15 protein-coding genes are annotated in these 16,362 nt (G+C 69.3%); 12 read left to right on the top strand and 3 right to left on the bottom strand.

Annotation, left to right across the window (positions count from 1 at the left end; all coding sequences use genetic code 11):
• Positions 1–63: 63 nt before the first annotated feature.
• Together ACWF94_RS12840 and ACWF94_RS12835 are read right to left on the bottom strand one after the other, a co-directional pair.
• On the bottom strand, positions 64–783 hold the full coding sequence (locus ACWF94_RS12840) for an aspartate/glutamate racemase family protein (protein ID WP_453487385.1): 720 nt from the start codon (positions 781–783) through the stop codon (positions 64–66).
• A gap of 188 nt (positions 784–971) precedes the next feature.
• Complete coding sequence (locus ACWF94_RS12835; RefSeq protein WP_453487384.1) at positions 972–1,988, bottom strand: Lrp/AsnC family transcriptional regulator; 1,017 nt, start codon at positions 1,986–1,988, stop codon at positions 972–974.
• A gap of 521 nt (positions 1,989–2,509) precedes the next feature.
• On the opposite strand from ACWF94_RS12835, the gene ACWF94_RS12830 reads away from it, so the two are divergent.
• From ACWF94_RS12830 to ACWF94_RS12785, 10 genes are all read left to right on the top strand, one after another.
• Positions 2,510–2,992, top strand: coding sequence for an NADPH-dependent FMN reductase (locus ACWF94_RS12830; RefSeq protein WP_453487383.1), 483 nt, complete (start codon positions 2,510–2,512; stop codon positions 2,990–2,992).
• An 18-nt stretch (positions 2,993–3,010) separates the two neighbouring features.
• Positions 3,011–3,502 carry a flavin reductase family protein gene (locus tag ACWF94_RS12825; protein WP_453487382.1) on the top strand — a complete coding sequence of 164 codons (492 nt, stop codon included), beginning with the start codon at positions 3,011–3,013 and terminating at the stop codon, positions 3,500–3,502.
• A 39-nt stretch (positions 3,503–3,541) separates the two neighbouring features.
• Positions 3,542–4,471 (top strand): ABC transporter permease, encoded by a 930-nt coding sequence (locus ACWF94_RS12820; protein ID WP_453487381.1) that lies wholly within the window; start codon positions 3,542–3,544, stop codon positions 4,469–4,471.
• Positions 4,468–5,307, top strand: coding sequence for an ABC transporter permease (locus ACWF94_RS12815; protein ID WP_453487380.1), 840 nt, complete (start codon positions 4,468–4,470; stop codon positions 5,305–5,307). The genes ACWF94_RS12820 and ACWF94_RS12815 overlap by 4 nt, the downstream gene beginning before the upstream one ends.
• Positions 5,308–5,311: 4 nt before the next feature.
• Positions 5,312–6,436: an ABC transporter ATP-binding protein gene (locus tag ACWF94_RS12810; RefSeq protein ID WP_453487379.1), complete on the top strand. Its 1,125-nt coding sequence runs from the start codon at positions 5,312–5,314 to the stop codon at positions 6,434–6,436.
• Positions 6,437–6,533: 97 nt separating this feature from the next.
• Complete coding sequence (locus tag ACWF94_RS12805) at positions 6,534–7,862, top strand: NtaA/DmoA family FMN-dependent monooxygenase (protein WP_453487378.1); 1,329 nt, start codon at positions 6,534–6,536, stop codon at positions 7,860–7,862.
• Between the two features lie 5 nt (positions 7,863–7,867).
• Complete coding sequence (locus ACWF94_RS12800; protein WP_453487377.1) at positions 7,868–9,187, top strand: NtaA/DmoA family FMN-dependent monooxygenase; 1,320 nt, start codon at positions 7,868–7,870, stop codon at positions 9,185–9,187.
• Between the two features lie 223 nt (positions 9,188–9,410).
• Positions 9,411–10,469: an extracellular solute-binding protein gene (locus ACWF94_RS12795; RefSeq protein ID WP_453487376.1), complete on the top strand. Its 1,059-nt coding sequence runs from the start codon at positions 9,411–9,413 to the stop codon at positions 10,467–10,469.
• A gap of 103 nt (positions 10,470–10,572) precedes the next feature.
• The gene (locus ACWF94_RS12790) at positions 10,573–12,228 is read left to right on the top strand and encodes a thiamine pyrophosphate-binding protein (RefSeq protein ID WP_453487375.1); all 1,656 of its coding nucleotides are present in this window, start codon (positions 10,573–10,575) and stop codon (positions 12,226–12,228) included.
• A 76-nt stretch (positions 12,229–12,304) separates the two neighbouring features.
• Positions 12,305–13,705, top strand: a complete 1,401-nt coding sequence (locus ACWF94_RS12785; RefSeq protein WP_453487374.1) for an aldehyde dehydrogenase family protein — start codon at positions 12,305–12,307, stop codon at positions 13,703–13,705.
• 57 nt (positions 13,706–13,762) lie between these two features.
• Here the strand turns inward: ACWF94_RS12785 and ACWF94_RS12780 are convergent, their stop codons facing one another.
• A complete protein-coding gene (locus ACWF94_RS12780; RefSeq protein WP_453487373.1) occupies positions 13,763–14,164 on the bottom strand; it encodes a Rid family hydrolase in 402 nt (133 codons plus the stop codon).
• Between the two features lie 301 nt (positions 14,165–14,465).
• Here ACWF94_RS12780 and ACWF94_RS12775 point away from each other — a divergent pair, with 301 nt between their 5' ends.
• Positions 14,466–15,977, top strand: a complete 1,512-nt coding sequence (locus ACWF94_RS12775; protein WP_453487372.1) for an aldehyde dehydrogenase family protein — start codon at positions 14,466–14,468, stop codon at positions 15,975–15,977.
• A partial coding sequence (locus tag ACWF94_RS12770; RefSeq protein ID WP_453487371.1) for an AMP-binding protein occupies positions 15,974–16,362 on the top strand: 389 nt, incomplete at its 3' end. The genes ACWF94_RS12775 and ACWF94_RS12770, both read left to right, overlap by 4 nt.

Here is a 16,362-nt window from a genome sequence, read left to right as displayed (position 1 = left end):
GCGCCGGCGCGTCACCTCGGGGAGGCGCATCGCCGGTACCGCGTGGCGGTACCGCCCGGCGGCTCAGAGCAGACGTGTCTTGGGCGGCGGGGGGAAGTAGGTGGTGCGGCTGTGCCGGATGCCGAGCCGGACCAGGGTGTGCAGCCAGGCCAGGGCGGCGCCGGTCGGGTCGACGACCGGTACGTAGACGCCGTCGCGTTCGAGCCGGGTCTGCAGCGCCGCCGCGACCCCCATCATGCCGGTGCAGCCGAGGACGATCACGTCAGCCTCCTGGGCCGCGACAGCCTCGGCCGCCTCCCCGGCCAGTTGGTCGAGCAGGACGTCGTGATCGTGCAGGGCCAGCACGGGGATATTGACCGCCCGTACGGACCGGCAGCGTTCGGCGATGCCGTGCTGACGGGCCATACGGTGGACCGTGGGTACCACGTTGGGGAGCATCGTGACGATGCCGACGCGCTCGCCGAGGGAGAGGGCGGTGAGGACGGCGGGTTCGAAGCCGCCGGTCACGGGGATGTCGACCGCTTCGCGGGCGGCGTGTACCCCCGGGTCGCCGAAGCAGGTGACGAAGACGCCGTCGGCGCCGTCGCGGGCCGCCGCTTCGGTCTCGGTCACGATTCCCGCCACGGCGAAGGCTTCGTCGTAGGCGGATTCGATCGACGCGGGCCCCCGCACGGTCCTGCGGACCTCGATCGTGGTGTCCGGGGACGCCCATGCGGCGACTTCCTCGGTGACCTGCGCGGTGAATCCCTCGTCGGTGATGGGCACCACAACGGTCAGCTTCACATCGCCTCCTGCTGTGCTGTGCGGCCGGTGTCGTTGCCGGAAAGAGAACCGCACCTCATGATGCCTGTCATTAGGCACTCCGCTGAAATGCGAGGAGCGCGCTATACGAAACGCCCAGAACGGCGCGCGGGCCACCGTGGGCCGGTTGCCCGCACTGGGCCGGCCGAGGGCCGTATCGGCGCATATACCTAGGCGCGTCGGTGGTCGTCCTTCGTCTGCCGGCCGGCACTGTCCCCGGGACGGTCGCTCCAGGTCTTGCCGAGGTAGTTCGTGTCGAAGCGCCAGGGCGTCGGGAGCACATGGATCCGGGAGTAGACGTAGGTCCGCACGGTGTCGACGTAGTCGATCGCGAGCACCGTCTCGATCAGTCTGGCCAGGCTCGCGTCGTCGGCGCAGGCGACCTCTCCGCTCAGGTGGCTGGAGGTGCCCGTCGTGACCACCAGGAGCCGGATGTCCGCGAGTTCGGTGATCGCTCGGAACTCGTCGTCGACGCGTCCGCGCAGTCCGATGCGGATGAGTGCCTGGAGGTCCGGGACGGTCGAGACCCGGTCGATCGTCGCTGTCGCCCGGACATGTCCCTCCGCGAAGAGCTTGCGGACGCGCGATCGCACGGCCCAGTAGGGCTCGGAGACCAGCTCCTCAAGCTCCCGGAAGGTTGCGCGGGGGTTGGCGACCAGCGCGGTGAGCAGTGTGACGTCGAGGTCGTCCAGACCGGCGCGCGACGAGGGAGGGGCGCTGTCCGTGCCCGCGGAACCGTCGCCGGAGTAGCTGAACCACTTCACGACGCCCAACTGCCGTGCCACCTCAAGATGGTGAACTCCCTCGTGCTCGACCAGCAAGGTGTTGACCACGTCGCCCAGCTCGCGGTCGTCGCGCGCGACGAGCCCGCAGAAGACGTTCATGTCGCCGATGAGCTGGGCCACGAAGGTCACGTTGGGATTGCTCTTGAGCACGTCCAGGAACGGGTCCATCGGACCGCGGTACTGCAGCGCGACCGAACCGAGCGTGTGGTAGCCGAGGGCCTCGGGTGCGACGAGGCCCATGACGCGCAGGACGCCGTCGGAGGTCATCCGCGCTACCCGGCCGCGGACGGCGTCGGTGGAGAGCCCGATGCTCTTGCCGATCCTGGTGAGCGCCATGCGCCCGTCCTGGCGGAGCAGCTCGACGATCTGGTGGTCGGACTCGTCCATCTGGTACCGCTGCATGACACTCCTGACTTGATACCCACGCACCTCCACCGACCTCGACGCATGCTAGCCGACAGGCGCCTGCGCGAGCGGGGGTGCGGTGGTCCTGACCCGCACGAACCCCGGGTTGCCGGTCATCGGGATGAGGGCCCGGTCGTCTCATCGGGATGAGGGCCCGGTCGCCGGGCTCGGCCGGACCGGCGTCCGGACGAGTGCCTCGGCGGAGAGCGTCGCCGAGCCGTCCGTCGGGGCCGCGCGGTGTCAGCACATGGCCGGGGAGGACGAACTCGTGCGGAGCCGCGCGTCCATCGGCGGGGGAGACGGGGGGAGCCGGGGAGCCGGGGGGAGCCGGGTGTGGTCTGGACGGCCGGATGGACACACCCTCCTTTACGAAATACGAGTCGATAGTGCTCTGATTGTCAATCAGGCTGGCTGAATCCACAATAGTTGTGAATATTGCTGGACTTTGGCGGCTGGTTGAGTAATCTCTCTGGCATGCAAGTCGCATCAGCGTGAGTTGCGCCACAGTGGAGGTAGCAGTGGAGACCACCGTCCTGGTCGGGAACCCGAAACCGCGGTCGCGCACCCTTGAGGCCGCGGTCAATCTGGCGACCCTGATCTCGGGCACGCCGCCGACGGCCGTCGTCGATGTGATCGGGCTGGGACCCGACCTGCTGGAGTGGGGAAAGCCGTCGGTCGAGGCCGCGGTGGAAACGGTGAGCACCGCGTCACTTCTCGTCGTGGCGAGCCCGACCTTCAAGGCCACCTACACAGGTGTTCTGAAGCTCTTCCTCGACCAGATTCCCTCCAACGGGCTGGACGGAGTTGTCGCCGTCCCGCTCATGCTCGGAGCCGGTCCCGCCCACGCCATGGCTCCTGACCTCCTTCTCAAACCGGTGCTCGTCGAGCTCGGTGCCACCTGCCCGACGTCCGGCCTCTACCTGCCGGACCGCGACTTCACCAACCCCGCCCTCATCGATCCCTGGCTGGCGCGCGCCGCACGCCAGCTCAGACCGACTTGAAAGGCAAGCATGAACTCCATGAACGTCCATCAGCCCTTCGATGCGCAAGAGCTGCGCCGGGTCTTCGCGAGCTTTCCCAGCGGGATCGCCGCAGTCGCCGCCGTCGTGGACGGCCGGCCTGTCGGGATGGCGGCAAGTTCGTTCGTGTCGGTGTCGCTGGATCCCCCGCTCGTCTCGGTCTGTTTCTCGACCACCTCACGGACCTGGTCGACCCTTCGCCGCGCTCGCCGCATCGGTATCAGCGTCTTCGCGGCCGAGCAGGAGGCGACCTGCCGGCAGATGGCCGGTCCCGAGGACCGCCGCTTCCTGGGAGTGCGCCACAGCGAGTCACCGGACGGCGCCGTCCGGCTCGACGGCGCATCGGCCTGGTTCGACTGCAGCGTCCACAACGAGTTCGAGGCGGGCGACCACACCGTCGTGCTCTTCAGGATCCACGCGAAGTGCGCCGTCCCCGACGTGAGCCCGCTGGTCTTCCATGCGAGCGACTACAAGCGGCTGGCAGCGAAGTGACGCCTCACGGCGCGCCTCTCGCGAGAGGTGGGTGAGGACATGAGCGTCGGCACAGAAACGTTTCTCTCTCCTGATGCCACGAGCCCTGAAGAACGCCGGCCGGTGCCCGGACAACGCCGCCGCCTGCCCGTTCCCCGGCTGAACCTCGCCTCGGGCATCGGCCTGCCCGGCATGCTGTTCCTGCTGCTGGCCTTCGGCTCGACGCTGGTCGCACTCGTCCGGATCAGTCTGACCGACCCGTCGCCGGAGAACTTCGTGACCGCGTTCCAGAGCGGGCTGTTCCGCCGGGCGCTCGTCAACACCGTCGAGATGTCGGTTGTCGTGACCGGGCTCTGTCTGCTGGTCAGCTATCCCTACGCGTACTGCCTGGTCCACTCGCGGCGGCTGGTGAAGATCCTCCTCTTCACCGCTCTGCTGCTGTCGTTCTGGACCAGCCTGCTCGTACGCACCTACTCCTGGCAGATCATCCTCAACGACACCGGTCTGATCAACGAGGCACTCACCTCGATGGGCCTCATCGACGAGCCACTGCGGCTCGCCCGCACGAAATTCGCGGTGTACCTCGGGATGGTCCACATCCTCGCTCCGTTGAGCGTACTGGCGATCTACGCGAACATGCGCGGACTCGGCAGCGGGCTCGTGCTGGCGGCGCGCGGCATGGGCGCGCGACCGTCGGTCGCCTTCCTCAGGGTGACGCTGCCCCTCACGCTGCCGGGCGCGGTGGCGGGGGCGACGCTCGTGCTCATCCTCGCCCTCGGCTTCTACATCACGCCCCAGATGCTCGGCGGCGCCGGCGACGCGTTCATCGGCAACGCGATCGTCATCCAGCTCGATGAGCTGTACCGGCCGGGGGTCGCCGCCGCGATGGCGGTCATCCTGCTGCTGGGTGTCCTGGTGATCCTCGGCGCGGTCGGGCGGTACGTCGGCATCACGCGCATCCTCGGCATCAGGGACGAGGGCCAGTCATGATCAAAGTCGGACGCGTCACCGAGTTCCTGGCGCTGCTCCTCGCACTCGTCTTCATCATTCCCACGATCGTCGTCATCGGGTCGTCGTTCACCTCGGGCGAACTGCTGCGGTTCCCGCCGGACGGCTTCTCCTGGCGCTGGTACGACGAGGTCCTCAAGGACCCCGCTCTTGCCGACGCGTTCCGGAACAGCTTCGTCGTCGGCGTCCTCGCGGCGTTCATCGCCATGGCCGCGGGCATCAGCCTCGCCGTCGCCGCGGCCCGCGGGCGGGGCATCCCCCGGGGTTTCGTCACCGCGCTCGCGTTGACGCCGCTGGTCGTGCCGCTCGTCGTCGCGGCGATCGGGTTCTACTTCGTTTACGTCCGGATCGGCCTCACCGGGAACATCGCCGGCATGGCGATCGCACACGCCGTCCTCGGTGTGCCCTACGTGTTCATCAATGTGCTCGCCGCCCTGACCGGGCTGAGTCCGACCGTGGAGGAGGCGGCCCGGATCGCGGGGGCGAGCCAGTTCCGGACCCTCGTACGGGTGACCCTGCCGCTCGTCGCCCCGTCGGCGGCGATCGGCGGAGTCCTGGCGTTCATCAGCTCGTGGGAGGAGCTGATCGTGTCGCTCTTCCTCGTCACACCCGACTTCAAGACCGTTCCGGTCGTCCTGTGGGGAGAGATCAAGGAGGGAATCTCCCCGTCCACATCCGCTGTCGCCACCATTGTGACGCTCCTGTCGATCCTCGCGAGCCTCTTGATCGCGCTTGTTCCCTGGCTACGGGCCAAGATCCGCGCCGCCACCACCAAGAACGGAGTCCACGATGACAGGTACAGCCGTGACGGTCTCTGAGCCCATGAAGACCCGAGCGCAGAAGCTCGTGACCTCCGGAGCCGGTATCAGGCTCATGAACATCTTCAAGCACTACGGCGACGTCTGTGCCGTCGACGACGTCTCGCTGTCGGTCGAGCCGGGCGAGTTCGTGACGCTTCTCGGCGCCTCCGGGTCCGGCAAGACGACACTGCTGCGTATCCTCGCGGGCTTCGTCGCGGCGACGCGGGGCGACACCTTCCTCGACGACCGGGAGATATCCTCCGTTCCGGTGCACCGCCGCCAGTTCGGCATGGTCTTCCAGGACTACGCGTTGTTCCCGCATCTCTCGGTCGAGAAGAACATCGCCTTCCCGCTCCAGATGCAGAAGGTCCGCCATGCCGAACGCGCCGAGCGAGTCCGCGAGGCGCTCGCGATGGTCCGGCTCGAAGGCTTCGGCCGCCGGCTGCCGAAGGAACTCTCCGGTGGCCAGCAGCAGCGAGTCGCACTCGCCCGCGCCATCGTGGCCCGGCCGCGCCTGCTGCTCATGGACGAGCCGCTCGGCGCGCTCGACCGGCGGCTGCGCGAGACCATGCAGGTCGAGATCCGCCGGATCAGCCGCGACCTCGGGCTCACCGTCATCAACGTGACGCACGACCAGGAGGAAGCGCTCAGCATGAGCGACCGGATCGCCCTGCTGGCGAACGGCCGCCTGGTCCAGTGCGGGGCGCCCGAGGACCTGTACCGCCGCCCGGTGGACGACACGGCCGCCGCGTTTCTGGGCGAGTCCAACCTCTTCCGGGGGCCGGTCCGGATCGACCGGGACCAGCATGTGCTCGACGTCCCGCACGGTCGTATCGTCCTGCCCGAGAGGCCGTCGGCGGTCGGGGCCGAGGGTGACGTCGTCGTCATGGTGCGCCCGCAGTCGGTACGGCTGACGGCGCGGGACGGCGGCGAGCCGCCGCCCGCCGACCGCTCGTTCGTCTCGGGCACCGTCACCGCCAACATCTACGCCGGCGACTCGTGGCGACTGCTCGTACGCGGCGACGACGGGAACGAACTCATCGTCCGCGCGGGTCCCGATGTGCCTCACGACTTCCAGATCGAGGACGAGGTCCACCTCACCTGGGATCCCCTGTACAGCGTCGTCATGCGGCCCGCGACCGCATGACCGCCGCGCCCGCCCGCCGTGCCTGCCCTGCCTGCCCCGCCGAGGCGAGCGCGCCCGACCACCCCCGCACGGTTCGAACCACAAGGAGTCCTCTGTCATGACCGCCAACACCTTCCACCTGGGCTGGTTCCTCGAAGGATCCAGTGCCCAGGCGTGGGGCCAGGAGTACACGGGCCATGTCGGTCGCGACTGGATGAAGCCGGACCTCGTGATCGACATCGCGCGATCGCTTGAGCGCGCGGGCTTCGACTACCTCCTCATCGAGGACGCGAGCTGGGTCCCGGACACCTACGGCGCCTCGATGGACCTCTACCTGGAGAACGCCATCGCCACCCCGCGCCAGGACCCGGCGATGCTCGCGGCGGTGGTGTCCCAGGCGACATCGCGCCTCGGCATCGTCCCGACCCTGGGAACATTCGCCTACCCGCCCTACCACCTCGCCCGCCTCGTCGGCACCCTCGACCAGGTCAGCGGGGGCCGCATCGGCTGGAACGTCGTGACGGGCAGCTCCGACGGGGCCGCGCAGAACTTCAGCCTGGACGCGATGCCCGAGCACGACAACCGCTACGACCGCGCCGACGAGTACATGGCGGTCGTCAACGGTCTGTGGGGCTCCTGGGGACCCGACGCGATCGTCGCCGACCGCGCCACAGGCGTATTCGCCGACTCCTCGAAGGTGCGCCCGATCGATCACCGGGGGGAGTACTACCGGGTCCGCGGGCCGCTGAACTCGGGGCCGGCGCCCCAGGGCCGCCCCGTCATCGCGCAGGCCGGTGGCTCGCCGGCCGGCAAGGCGTTCGCGGCGCGGCACGCCGACACCATCGTCACGATGGCGAAGGGCGTCGAGGAGATGAAGAAGTACCGCGACGACATCCGCACCCGGATGATCGAGAACGGCCGGAACCCCGACGACTGCAAGGTTCTCTTCCTGACCTCGCCCGTTGTCGGCACGACCGAGGCCGACGCCGCCGAGCGCCGTGCCCGCCGCTATGCCGAGGGTAAGGAGCAGGCCGCGACGCGGATGATCTCGCAGCTGGCGAAGATCACAAACATCGACTTCTCCGTCTACGACCTCGACCAGCCACTCGACACCATCGAGTTCACGACAAACGGTCACCAGCAGATGCTCGGGAACTTCGTCAAGCGTGCCGGGAACAGGCCCGACTCGACCCTGCGCGAGATCGCGGCGTCGATGTACGGCGAAGCCAGCATCGACTTCACCGGCACCCCCGACTCCGTCGCCGGCCAGATGAACGAGGTCATGGAGGAGGTCGGGGGAGATGGATTCCTGCTGCTCAGCTACCACGTGAGCCGCCGCCACATCGCCGAGATCACCGAAGGTCTCGTGCCCGAACTCCAGCGCCGCGGTCTGGTGCGCAAGGAGTACGCCCACGCCATGTTCCGCGACAACCTTCTGGAGTTCTGAGACCCATGAGCGCACAGCGATTCCACCTCGCCTGGTTCCTGCACGGGTCCTCGGCGACATCCTGGGGCCGGCCGTTCACCGGCAACATCGGCCGGGAATGGATGAAGCCGGACTTCGTCGTCGACATGGCCCGCGCGATGGAGCGGGCCTGTTTCGACTACCTGCTCATCGAGGACTCGTCGTACGTCGCCGACGCCTACGGCGGGTCCATGGATCTCTATCTGCGCCACGCCTCCGCCACGCCGCGTCAGGATCCGTCCGTCATCGCGGCGATCCTGAGCCGGCACACCTCGCGCCTGGGCATCGTGCCGACCGTCGGCACCTTCGGCATCGAGCCGTACCTCCTGGCCCGGATGATCGGAACCCTCGACCAGCTCTCCGATGGCCGGATCGGCTGGAACGTCGTGACCGGAAGCTCCGATCGCGCCGCACAGAACTACGGCATGGACGGGATGCCCGAGCACGACAGCCGCTACGAGACGGCAGACGAGTTCATGGCCGTGGCGAACGCCCTCTTCACCTCATGGGAGCCGGACGCGATCGTCAACGACATCGAGGGACGGATCTTCGCCGACCCGAAGAAGGTCCGCCACATCAACCATGTGGGCGAGAAGTACTCCGTCCGCGGACCGCTCAACTCCGGCCCGCTCCCCCAGGGGAGACCGGTGATCGCCCAGGCCGGCGGATCAGGGCGCGGTCGTCGTTTCGGTGCCCGGCACGCCGACACCATCCTCGCACTCGCGAGCGGCGTCGAGGCGATGAAGGCGTTCCGCGACGACGTACGCGAGAAGGCGGCTGCGGCCGGCCGGGATCCGGACGGTGTCAAGGTGCTGTTCATCGTCTCGCCGGTGCTCGGCCTGACCGATCAGGAAGCCCGGGAGAGGCTCGCGCAGCGGCATCAGGAGGCGATGGACAGGGCCGAGCTGACCCTCGCCCAGCAATCGAAGATCACGAACATCGACTTCTCCCAGTACGACCTGGACGCGCCTCTCGACCCGGAGGGCATGACGACCAACGGTCACCAGCAGGAGCTGGACCGGTTCCTGTCGGTGGCCGCGGAGTGCTCGACCCTCCGCGAGGCGGCGACCAAGTTCTACGGCGGGCGGAGCGTGGACCTCGTCGGCACCCCGGACGCCGTCGCCGCCCAGATGGGTGAGGTCATGGCCGAGGTCGGCGGTGACGGCTTTCTGTTCAGCACGGGTGACCTCCACCGCCGGGCGATCGCCGAGATCACCGACGGGCTCGTCCCCGCGCTGCAGCGGCGGGGACTGGTCCGGACCGAGTACGCCCACACCCAGTTCCGCGACAACCTCCTTGAGTTCTAGTGCGGCGACGGCGACGCCGACGCCGGTGCCGACTCCGGGCCGACGCCCGCGTCCGCACCGGGGGCGAGCGCCCCCGAGTGACAGCCGCAGCAGGTGTGAGGTCCCGAACACGCCGTCACGACACGACCGGTTCCGACAGGGTGCCGGCGGGCCCGCGGCCGAGGAGAAGCGCAGCAAGTACCCAGCACACGCCCGTCAGGGCATCGAACGAGTGGAGCTCGTCATGAAGCTGAAGAGATCGATGGCGTTCGCCTCCAGTGTCGCGCTGGTGGCCGTGCTGGCCGCCTGCGGCGGCGACGGAGGTTCCGGCGGCGGCGGCAAGCGGACCGTCACCTTCGCCGGCTGGGGCGGCACGGGCCAGGAGGCGCTCACGGCGGCGTACTTCAAGCCGTTCACCGAGTCGACCGGCATCGAGGTGGCGCAGGACAAGCCGTCCTCGACCTCGAAGCTGGAGCAGATGGTGAAGGCCGACAACGTCATCTGGGACGTCATGGACTACGGCTCCGAGGTCGGCCTGACCGACAACCCGAACCTTGAGAAGATCGACTGCGCGGTTGTCTCGTGTGACGACTTCAAGAACGCGCCGTTCCCGGTGCTCCCGCAGGGCGTGCCCATGTACATCATTTCGTTCGTCCTCACCTACAACACCGACCTCGTCAAGACCCCGCCGCAGACACGGGCGGAGGCCCTGTTCGACACGAAGACCTATCCGGGAAAGCGTGCGATCAACGGGATTTCCGGCACCTACGGCACGCTCATCGAGCCCGCACTGCTCGCCGACGGCGTCAAGCAGGAGGACCTCTACCCACTCGACATCGAGCGTGCCCTGAAGAAGATAGAGACGATCCGGGACGACATCATCGTCTACAAGGAGTCGTCCGAGTGCGTGAACCTGGTCGCCAGCGGTGAGGCGATCTTCGGCGACTGCTACAACGGCCGCGCCAAGCTCGCCAAGGACGAGGGCCAGCCGGTCGACTTCATCTGGTCGCAGCAGACCCTCGCCGCCGACTACGCGATGATCCCGAAGGGCGCGCCCAACAAGGACAACGCGATGAAGCTCATCGCCTACATGACCAACAAGGAGAACAGCGCGCGGGTCAGCGAGCGGTTCGCCTACGCGGGAGCCAATCCACTGGCGACGATCCCCAAGGGCTTCGAGGCGAACAGCCCACTCGCGCACATCGGCAAGGGAGAGCACCGCGCCATCTACGGGGGCCAGGAGTGGTGGGCCGCCCATCGCGCCGAAGTGATCGAGCGCATGGCCGAGTGGTTCAACGACTAGGCAGTCCCGATCAGAAGACCGCGGGTGCCCGGCCGCACCCTGTGCACCGACGCCCCGCCGGGCTCAGGAACTGTGCGCCGGCATCGACGAGGAGAGAGAAACCGTGTCCCGAAACCCGACCGGCGGGGAGGCGCTCGCCGATGCCCTGGCCGAGGCCGGCGTCCGTCACGTCTTCACCATCGCCAGCGTGCACAACCTCCCGATCCTCGACGCGATCCGGCGACGCACGGAGATCGACGTCATCACCATGCGCCACGAGCAGGCGGTCGTCCACGCCGCCGACGGCTACGCACGCTCCTCGGGAGGTGTCGGGGTGGCGATCGTGTCCACCGGTCCCGGGACCGCCAACGCGATGGGAGGTCTCTTCGAGGCGGTCTCCGCCTGCTCGTCCGTGCTGCTGGTCACCGGCCAGAACGAGCGCCGGCGTGCGACCCGCGGCACCGGGAGCCTGCACGACGCTCCCCGGCAGACCGAGATGCTGGCGAGCATCACCCGGGGCACCTGGACACTCGGCCCGTCCGACGACCCCGGTGCCGTCGTCCGGGCCGCGGTCGCACGGACACGGACGCCGGTGCCCGGCCCGGCCGTGATCGAGGTGCCCATCGACGTCCAGTACGGACCGGTCGCCGCCCCGGCGGCGGGCCGGCCCCCGATCCGCTCGTCCCCACCGGTCAACCGCGACGCGATCGCGCGCGCCGCCGCCGCGCTGCGCGGCGCGTCCACACCACTCGTCATCGCCGGCGGCGGCGTGGTCAGGTCCGGGGCGTCCGGCCGGATGACCGCCCTGGCGGAACGACTGTCGATACCGGTGCTGACCTCGGTCGAGGGCCGGGGATCGATCCGCGAGGACCACCCGCTCTCCCTGGGCAGCACCGCCACCGGCCCGTCGATGCGGGCGCTGCTTGAGGAGGCCGACGTGGTACTCGCGGTCGGCACGCACTTCCGCGAACTCTGGACCGGCTCATGGACCATCCCGGTTCCGCGGCGCCTGGTCCATGTCGACATCGATCCCGGCGTGCTCGGCCTGACCTATCCCACCGAGGTGGCCATCGCGGGCGACGCGAGCGCCGTTCTCGACGCACTGATCGCCGAGATCCCTCCCGGGGAGCAGCCCCGCCGCGCGCCCTGGCTCGGGCGGGCCGCGCGTGCCGCGGAGGAGACCCGCGCGATGCTGCTGGCACGCGTCGGTTCCGACCACGAGGCCGTCATGCGGACGATCAGGTCCGTGCTCCCCGACGACGCGCCACTCGTCCGTGACTCGACGGTGCCCGCCTATGCCTGGGGCGACTCGCTCCTCCCCGTCCTGGTTCCGGGCACCTCGATCCGGCCCGTGTCGGCCGCGATCGGGCCGGGGCTTCCGCTCGCGATCGGCGCGGCGATCGCCTCGGGCGCCCGTGCCGTGGCGATCTGCGGCGACGGCGGCATCCTCCTCTCGATCGGCGAACTGGCGGTACTCGCGCAGTACGACGTCCCGGTCACCGTCTGCGTCTTCAACGACAGCTGCTTCGGCGTTCTCAAGGGAATCCAGCAGGCGACCTTCGACGGTCCGCCCGCGAACGTCGACCTCAACGCCCCCGATTTCGTCGCCCTCGCCCAGAGCTTCGGCGTACCGGCGAGCCTGAGCACCTCCGCACGCGAGTTCGACGAACAGTTCACGGCTGCCGCGCGGTCGACCGGCCCGCATCTCATCGAGATCGACATGCACGCGCTGGTACCGATTCGCATCCCGTACGGGTCGGGGGCACCGGACCAGGTGTGAGGACACCGGCCGTCCCGCGTCCTGAATGTTGCGTCCCGCGGCACGCGGGGCGTCCGACCACCAGGGAGAGGCTCTTATGACAACCCCGGCCAGCGGTCCTTCGCGGCCCTACCGCAGCACCGACCCGGCAACCGGCACGGTTGCACGTACGTTCGAGACGGCGAGCGATGAGGAGGTGACCCGGCTGCTCGCGGACGCCGACGACGGCTTCCGGGCATGGCGGGCCACCCCGGTCGCGCACCGGGCGGCCGCCGCCCGGCGGGCGGGCCGGCTCTTCGCGGAGCGGGCGGCGGACCTCGCCGCTCTGGCGACCGCCGAGATGGGCAAGACAGCGGCGGAGGGCCGGGGGGAGGCCGAGTTCAGCGGCTCGATCTTCACGTACTACGGGCGGGAGGGCCCTGGACTTCTCGCGGACCACCCGCTGCCCGGCGTCGAGAGCGGACGCGCCGTGGTTCAGCGGCGACCACTGGGAACGATCCTGGGCGTCATGCCGTGGAACTTCCCGTACTACCAGGTGGCGCGGTTCGCCGCACCCAACCTGGTGCTCGGGAACGCGGTCGTCGTCAAGCACGCGGAGTCGGTGCCCGCGTGCGCGGAGGCGATCGCGGACCTCCTCGCGTATGCCGGCATTCCGCCCGGCGTCTACACGAATGTGTTCGCCTCGCACGCTCAGGTCGAGCGGATGATCGCCGACAACCGTGTCCAGGGCGTCTCGCTGACGGGCTCGGAGCGCGCCGGCGCCGCGGTGGCCGCGGCGGCGGGAGCGAATCTGAAGAAGTGTGTGCTCGAACTGGGTGGCTCCGACCCGTACATCGTGCTGGACAGCGCGGATGTGCGGGCCTCCGCCGACCATGCCTGGCGGACCCGGATGTACAACAACGGCCAGGCGTGCAACTCCAACAAGCGCATCGTCGTCATGGACGGGATCTACGACGAGTTCGTGGAGCGTCTCGTCCGGCGCGTGAACTCCATGACGGCGGGCGGCCCGGCGTCCGACGGTGCCACCGGGTACCCGCCGATGGCCTCGCGCGAGGCCGCCGCGGCGCTCGCCGCCCAGGTCGCCGACGCCGTCGCCCGCGGCGCGACGCTGCACACCGGCGGCGAACTGGCGCCGGCCCCGACCGCGTGGTTCTCACCGGCCGTGCTCACCGGCGTCAGGCCCGGTATGCGCGCCTACGAGGAGGAGTTGTTCGGGCCGGTGCTGGTCGTGTACCGGGTGGGCGGCGAGGAGGAGGCCGTCGCGCTCGCGAACGACTCCGTGTACGGGCTCGGTGCGACGGTCTTCAGCACCGACCGGGACCGGGCCGCCCGGGTCGCCGACCTCCTGGAGGTCGGCATGACGAGTGTGAACGGGGCCGGCCCGGGCGGTGCCGCTGTGCCGTTCGGAGGCGTCAAGCGCTCGGGCTTCGGCCGCGAGCTGGGCGTCCTCGGACTGGAGGAGTTCGCCAACAAGCGGATCGTCACGAGCAGCGGCTGACGCCCGGCCTGACGTGCCGGGCGGACGTGCCGGGCGGGACCGGTCACTCCCGGTCCGTCACTCCCGGTCCGTCACTCCCGTCACGATCGCGTCGACGTCGACCTCGACGAGCATCCGGGGGTCCGCGAGAGCGGCGGCGACACCCGTGGCGGCCGGGAGGATCTCGCCGAACACATCGCCGTGTGCCCGTACGTACTCGTCGATCGCGGCGATGTCCGAGACATACGCGCGGGTGCGGACCACATCCCTGAGCCCCGCGCCGAGCTCACCGAGGGTCGCCTCGATCTTCTCGAACACGAGGATCGACTGCGCGTAGAGATCGCCCGGGGCGTGGATGTCGCCGTTCGGCAGGACCGCCGCGGTCCCGGAGACGTAGACATGGTCGCCGACCCGGCGTCCCCGGGCGTAGCCGCCGGCCGTCTCGTAGGGGCTGTCGGTCCGGTACGTCTGGTTGATCATCGGTTCCTCCATCGATGGACGGACGTCGCTTGTCTGAGTTTGTGAGCATGCGCGCAAGACAGCGTCTGTTAATCAAAAATACTCACCCAGATGGCGCTGTTTCACAGAATGCTGTCCATTTCTGGCCGCTGTCAATCAAATCAACGATTTTCGTTGAAGCCTCATGAATCATGATCTCTGCTTAAGATCGCCGGATCTGTCGTACCTCTTGGCAAATAATCCGCCTCGTGTTACACAATTCTCTCAATCTATCGACTGATTCATGCATCGAGTGTAAATCAACCAGAATCGGGTGATTCGTATGGCAATCCAGACCTCCGAGGCACGGGCGGGTCTTCGCCCCGACGTCGTGAGCTTCCTCGACCGCGTCGGCCCGATGCTCATCGACGGCACATGGGTGGAGAGCATCGACGGCGGGACGCTCGACTCGGTCGATCCACGGTCCGGCCAGGTGATCGCGGCCGTGAGCGCCGGCGGCGCCCAGGACGTCGACCGCGCCGTCGTGGCCGCGCGCCGTGCCCTCACGAGCCCGGCGTGGGCGCGGACGACCGGGGAGCAGCGCGGCCGGCTGCTGTGGAAACTCGCCGACGCGCTCGAAGCGCATGCCGAGGAGTTCGCCCAGCTCGAGGCGATCGACCAGGGCAAGCCCCAGCTCGCCGCACTCGGCGTGGACGTGCCGCTGGCCGCCGGCCAGTTCCGCTTCATGGCCGGGCTCGCCGACAAGATCGAGGGCAAGACGGTCGAGGCGACCGTCCCGTACGCACCCGATGCCCGGTACCACACGTACACGCGTCGCGAGCCCGTCGGCGTCGCCGGCCTCATCATCCCCTGGAACTTTCCGCTCAACATGGCGGCCTGGAAGCTCGCCCCGTCGCTCGCCGCCGGATGCACGGTCGTGCTCAAGCCCGCCGAGCAGACCCCGCTCTCGGCGCTTCGCCTCGCCGAGCTGATCGTCGAGGTCGGCTTCCCGCCGGGCGTCGTGAACGTCGTGCCCGGTCTTGGCGAGACCGCGGGCGCGGCGCTCGCCGCCCACCCGGACGTCGACAAGATCGCGTTCACCGGGTCCACCGAGGTGGGCCGCAAGCTCACCGAGGCCGCCGGCGGCAACCTCAAGAAGCTCTCGCTCGAACTGGGCGGCAAGTCTCCGAACATCGTCTTCGCCGACGCCGACATCGACGCGGCGGTCGCGGGTGCCGCGGCCGGCATCTTCTTCAACAAGGGAGAGGTGTGCAGCGCCGGATCCCGCGTCTACGTCGAGCGGTCGGTGCACGCCGACGTCGTCCGGGGCCTGAGCGACATCGCCGTCTCGATGCCGGTCGGCGACCCGCTCCACGAGGCCACGGCGATCGGTCCGCTCGTCTCGAAGGAGCAGCTCGACCGGGTGACGGCGATGGTCGACGCCGGTGTCCGCGAGGGCGCGAGCGCCGCCAGGTCCCCGCTCGACGGAGCCGGCCCGGGCTACTACTACCCGCCGACCGTGCTCTTCGACGTGCGCCAGGACATGGCGGTCGTGCGGGAGGAGATCTTCGGCCCCGTCGTGGTCGTCCTGCCCTTCGACGACGAGTCCGAACTCGTCGCGCTCGCCAACGACTCCGACTACGGGCTCGCGGCGGGCATCTGGACGAAGGACATCGCGCGGGCGCACCGGGTGGCGGGCCTGATCGAGGCCGGGACCGTCTGGATCAACTGCTACAACGCCTTCAGCGCCGGACTGCCGTTCGGCGGCTACAAGCAGTCGGGCTGGGGTCGCGAGCAGGGCGCCGAGGCGATGGACCTCTACCTGGAGACCAAGACCGTCTGCGTTCAGCTGTGAGTGCCGGGGCCGACGCGACCCGGGCGGCCTGGGCGTCGATCGAGGGCGCGCTGTCGGCCGATCCCTCGGTGGGCTTCAACACGGCCGTCGAGGCGTGCGGCCGCTACGCCGGCGATCCCGGGCGCGTCGCGTTCGTGGTGGCCCACCCCGACCGCGAGGACGAGGTCTGGACCTACGCCCGCCTCGACGACGCGGCCTCGCGTGCGGCCCGCGTCTTCGCGCGGATGGGGCTGCGCCGTGGCGACCGGGTCGCGGGCCTGCTGTCGCGGCAAGCCGAATCGTGGGTCACCGCGCTGGCGGTGTGGCGGTCCGGCCTTGTGTACGTGCCGCTCTTCGGCGGGTTCGCCCCCGATGGGATCGGGTGGCGCATCGAGCAGTCACGGGC

Source organism: Streptomyces sp. NPDC055078 (assembly GCF_053607985.1).
The sequence above is the reverse complement of the archived record's forward strand: the minus strand, read 5'-3'. Positions and strand labels throughout refer to the sequence as shown.

Excerpts from the sequence above, each read along its gene's own strand:
- ACWF94_RS12815 (WP_453487380.1), top strand. The coding sequence starts at position 4,468 with ATGATCAAAGTCGGACGCGTCACCGAGTTCCTGGCGCTGCTCCTCGCA.
- ACWF94_RS12805 (WP_453487378.1), top strand. The coding sequence starts at position 6,534 with ATGACCGCCAACACCTTCCACCTGGGCTGGTTCCTCGAAGGATCCAGT.
- ACWF94_RS12785 (WP_453487374.1), top strand. The coding sequence starts at position 12,305 with ATGACAACCCCGGCCAGCGGTCCTTCGCGGCCCTACCGCAGCACCGAC.
- ACWF94_RS12800 (WP_453487377.1), top strand. The coding sequence starts at position 7,868 with ATGAGCGCACAGCGATTCCACCTCGCCTGGTTCCTGCACGGGTCCTCG.
- ACWF94_RS12835 (WP_453487384.1), bottom strand. The coding sequence starts at position 1,988 with ATGCAGCGGTACCAGATGGACGAGTCCGACCACCAGATCGTCGAGCTG.
- ACWF94_RS12820 (WP_453487381.1), top strand. The coding sequence starts at position 3,542 with ATGAGCGTCGGCACAGAAACGTTTCTCTCTCCTGATGCCACGAGCCCT.
- ACWF94_RS12810 (WP_453487379.1), top strand. The coding sequence starts at position 5,312 with ATGAAGACCCGAGCGCAGAAGCTCGTGACCTCCGGAGCCGGTATCAGG.
- ACWF94_RS12795 (WP_453487376.1), top strand. The coding sequence starts at position 9,411 with ATGAAGCTGAAGAGATCGATGGCGTTCGCCTCCAGTGTCGCGCTGGTG.
- ACWF94_RS12775 (WP_453487372.1), top strand. The coding sequence starts at position 14,466 with ATGGCAATCCAGACCTCCGAGGCACGGGCGGGTCTTCGCCCCGACGTC.
- ACWF94_RS12825 (WP_453487382.1), top strand. The coding sequence starts at position 3,011 with ATGAACGTCCATCAGCCCTTCGATGCGCAAGAGCTGCGCCGGGTCTTC.
- ACWF94_RS12780 (WP_453487373.1), bottom strand. The coding sequence starts at position 14,164 with ATGATCAACCAGACGTACCGGACCGACAGCCCCTACGAGACGGCCGGC.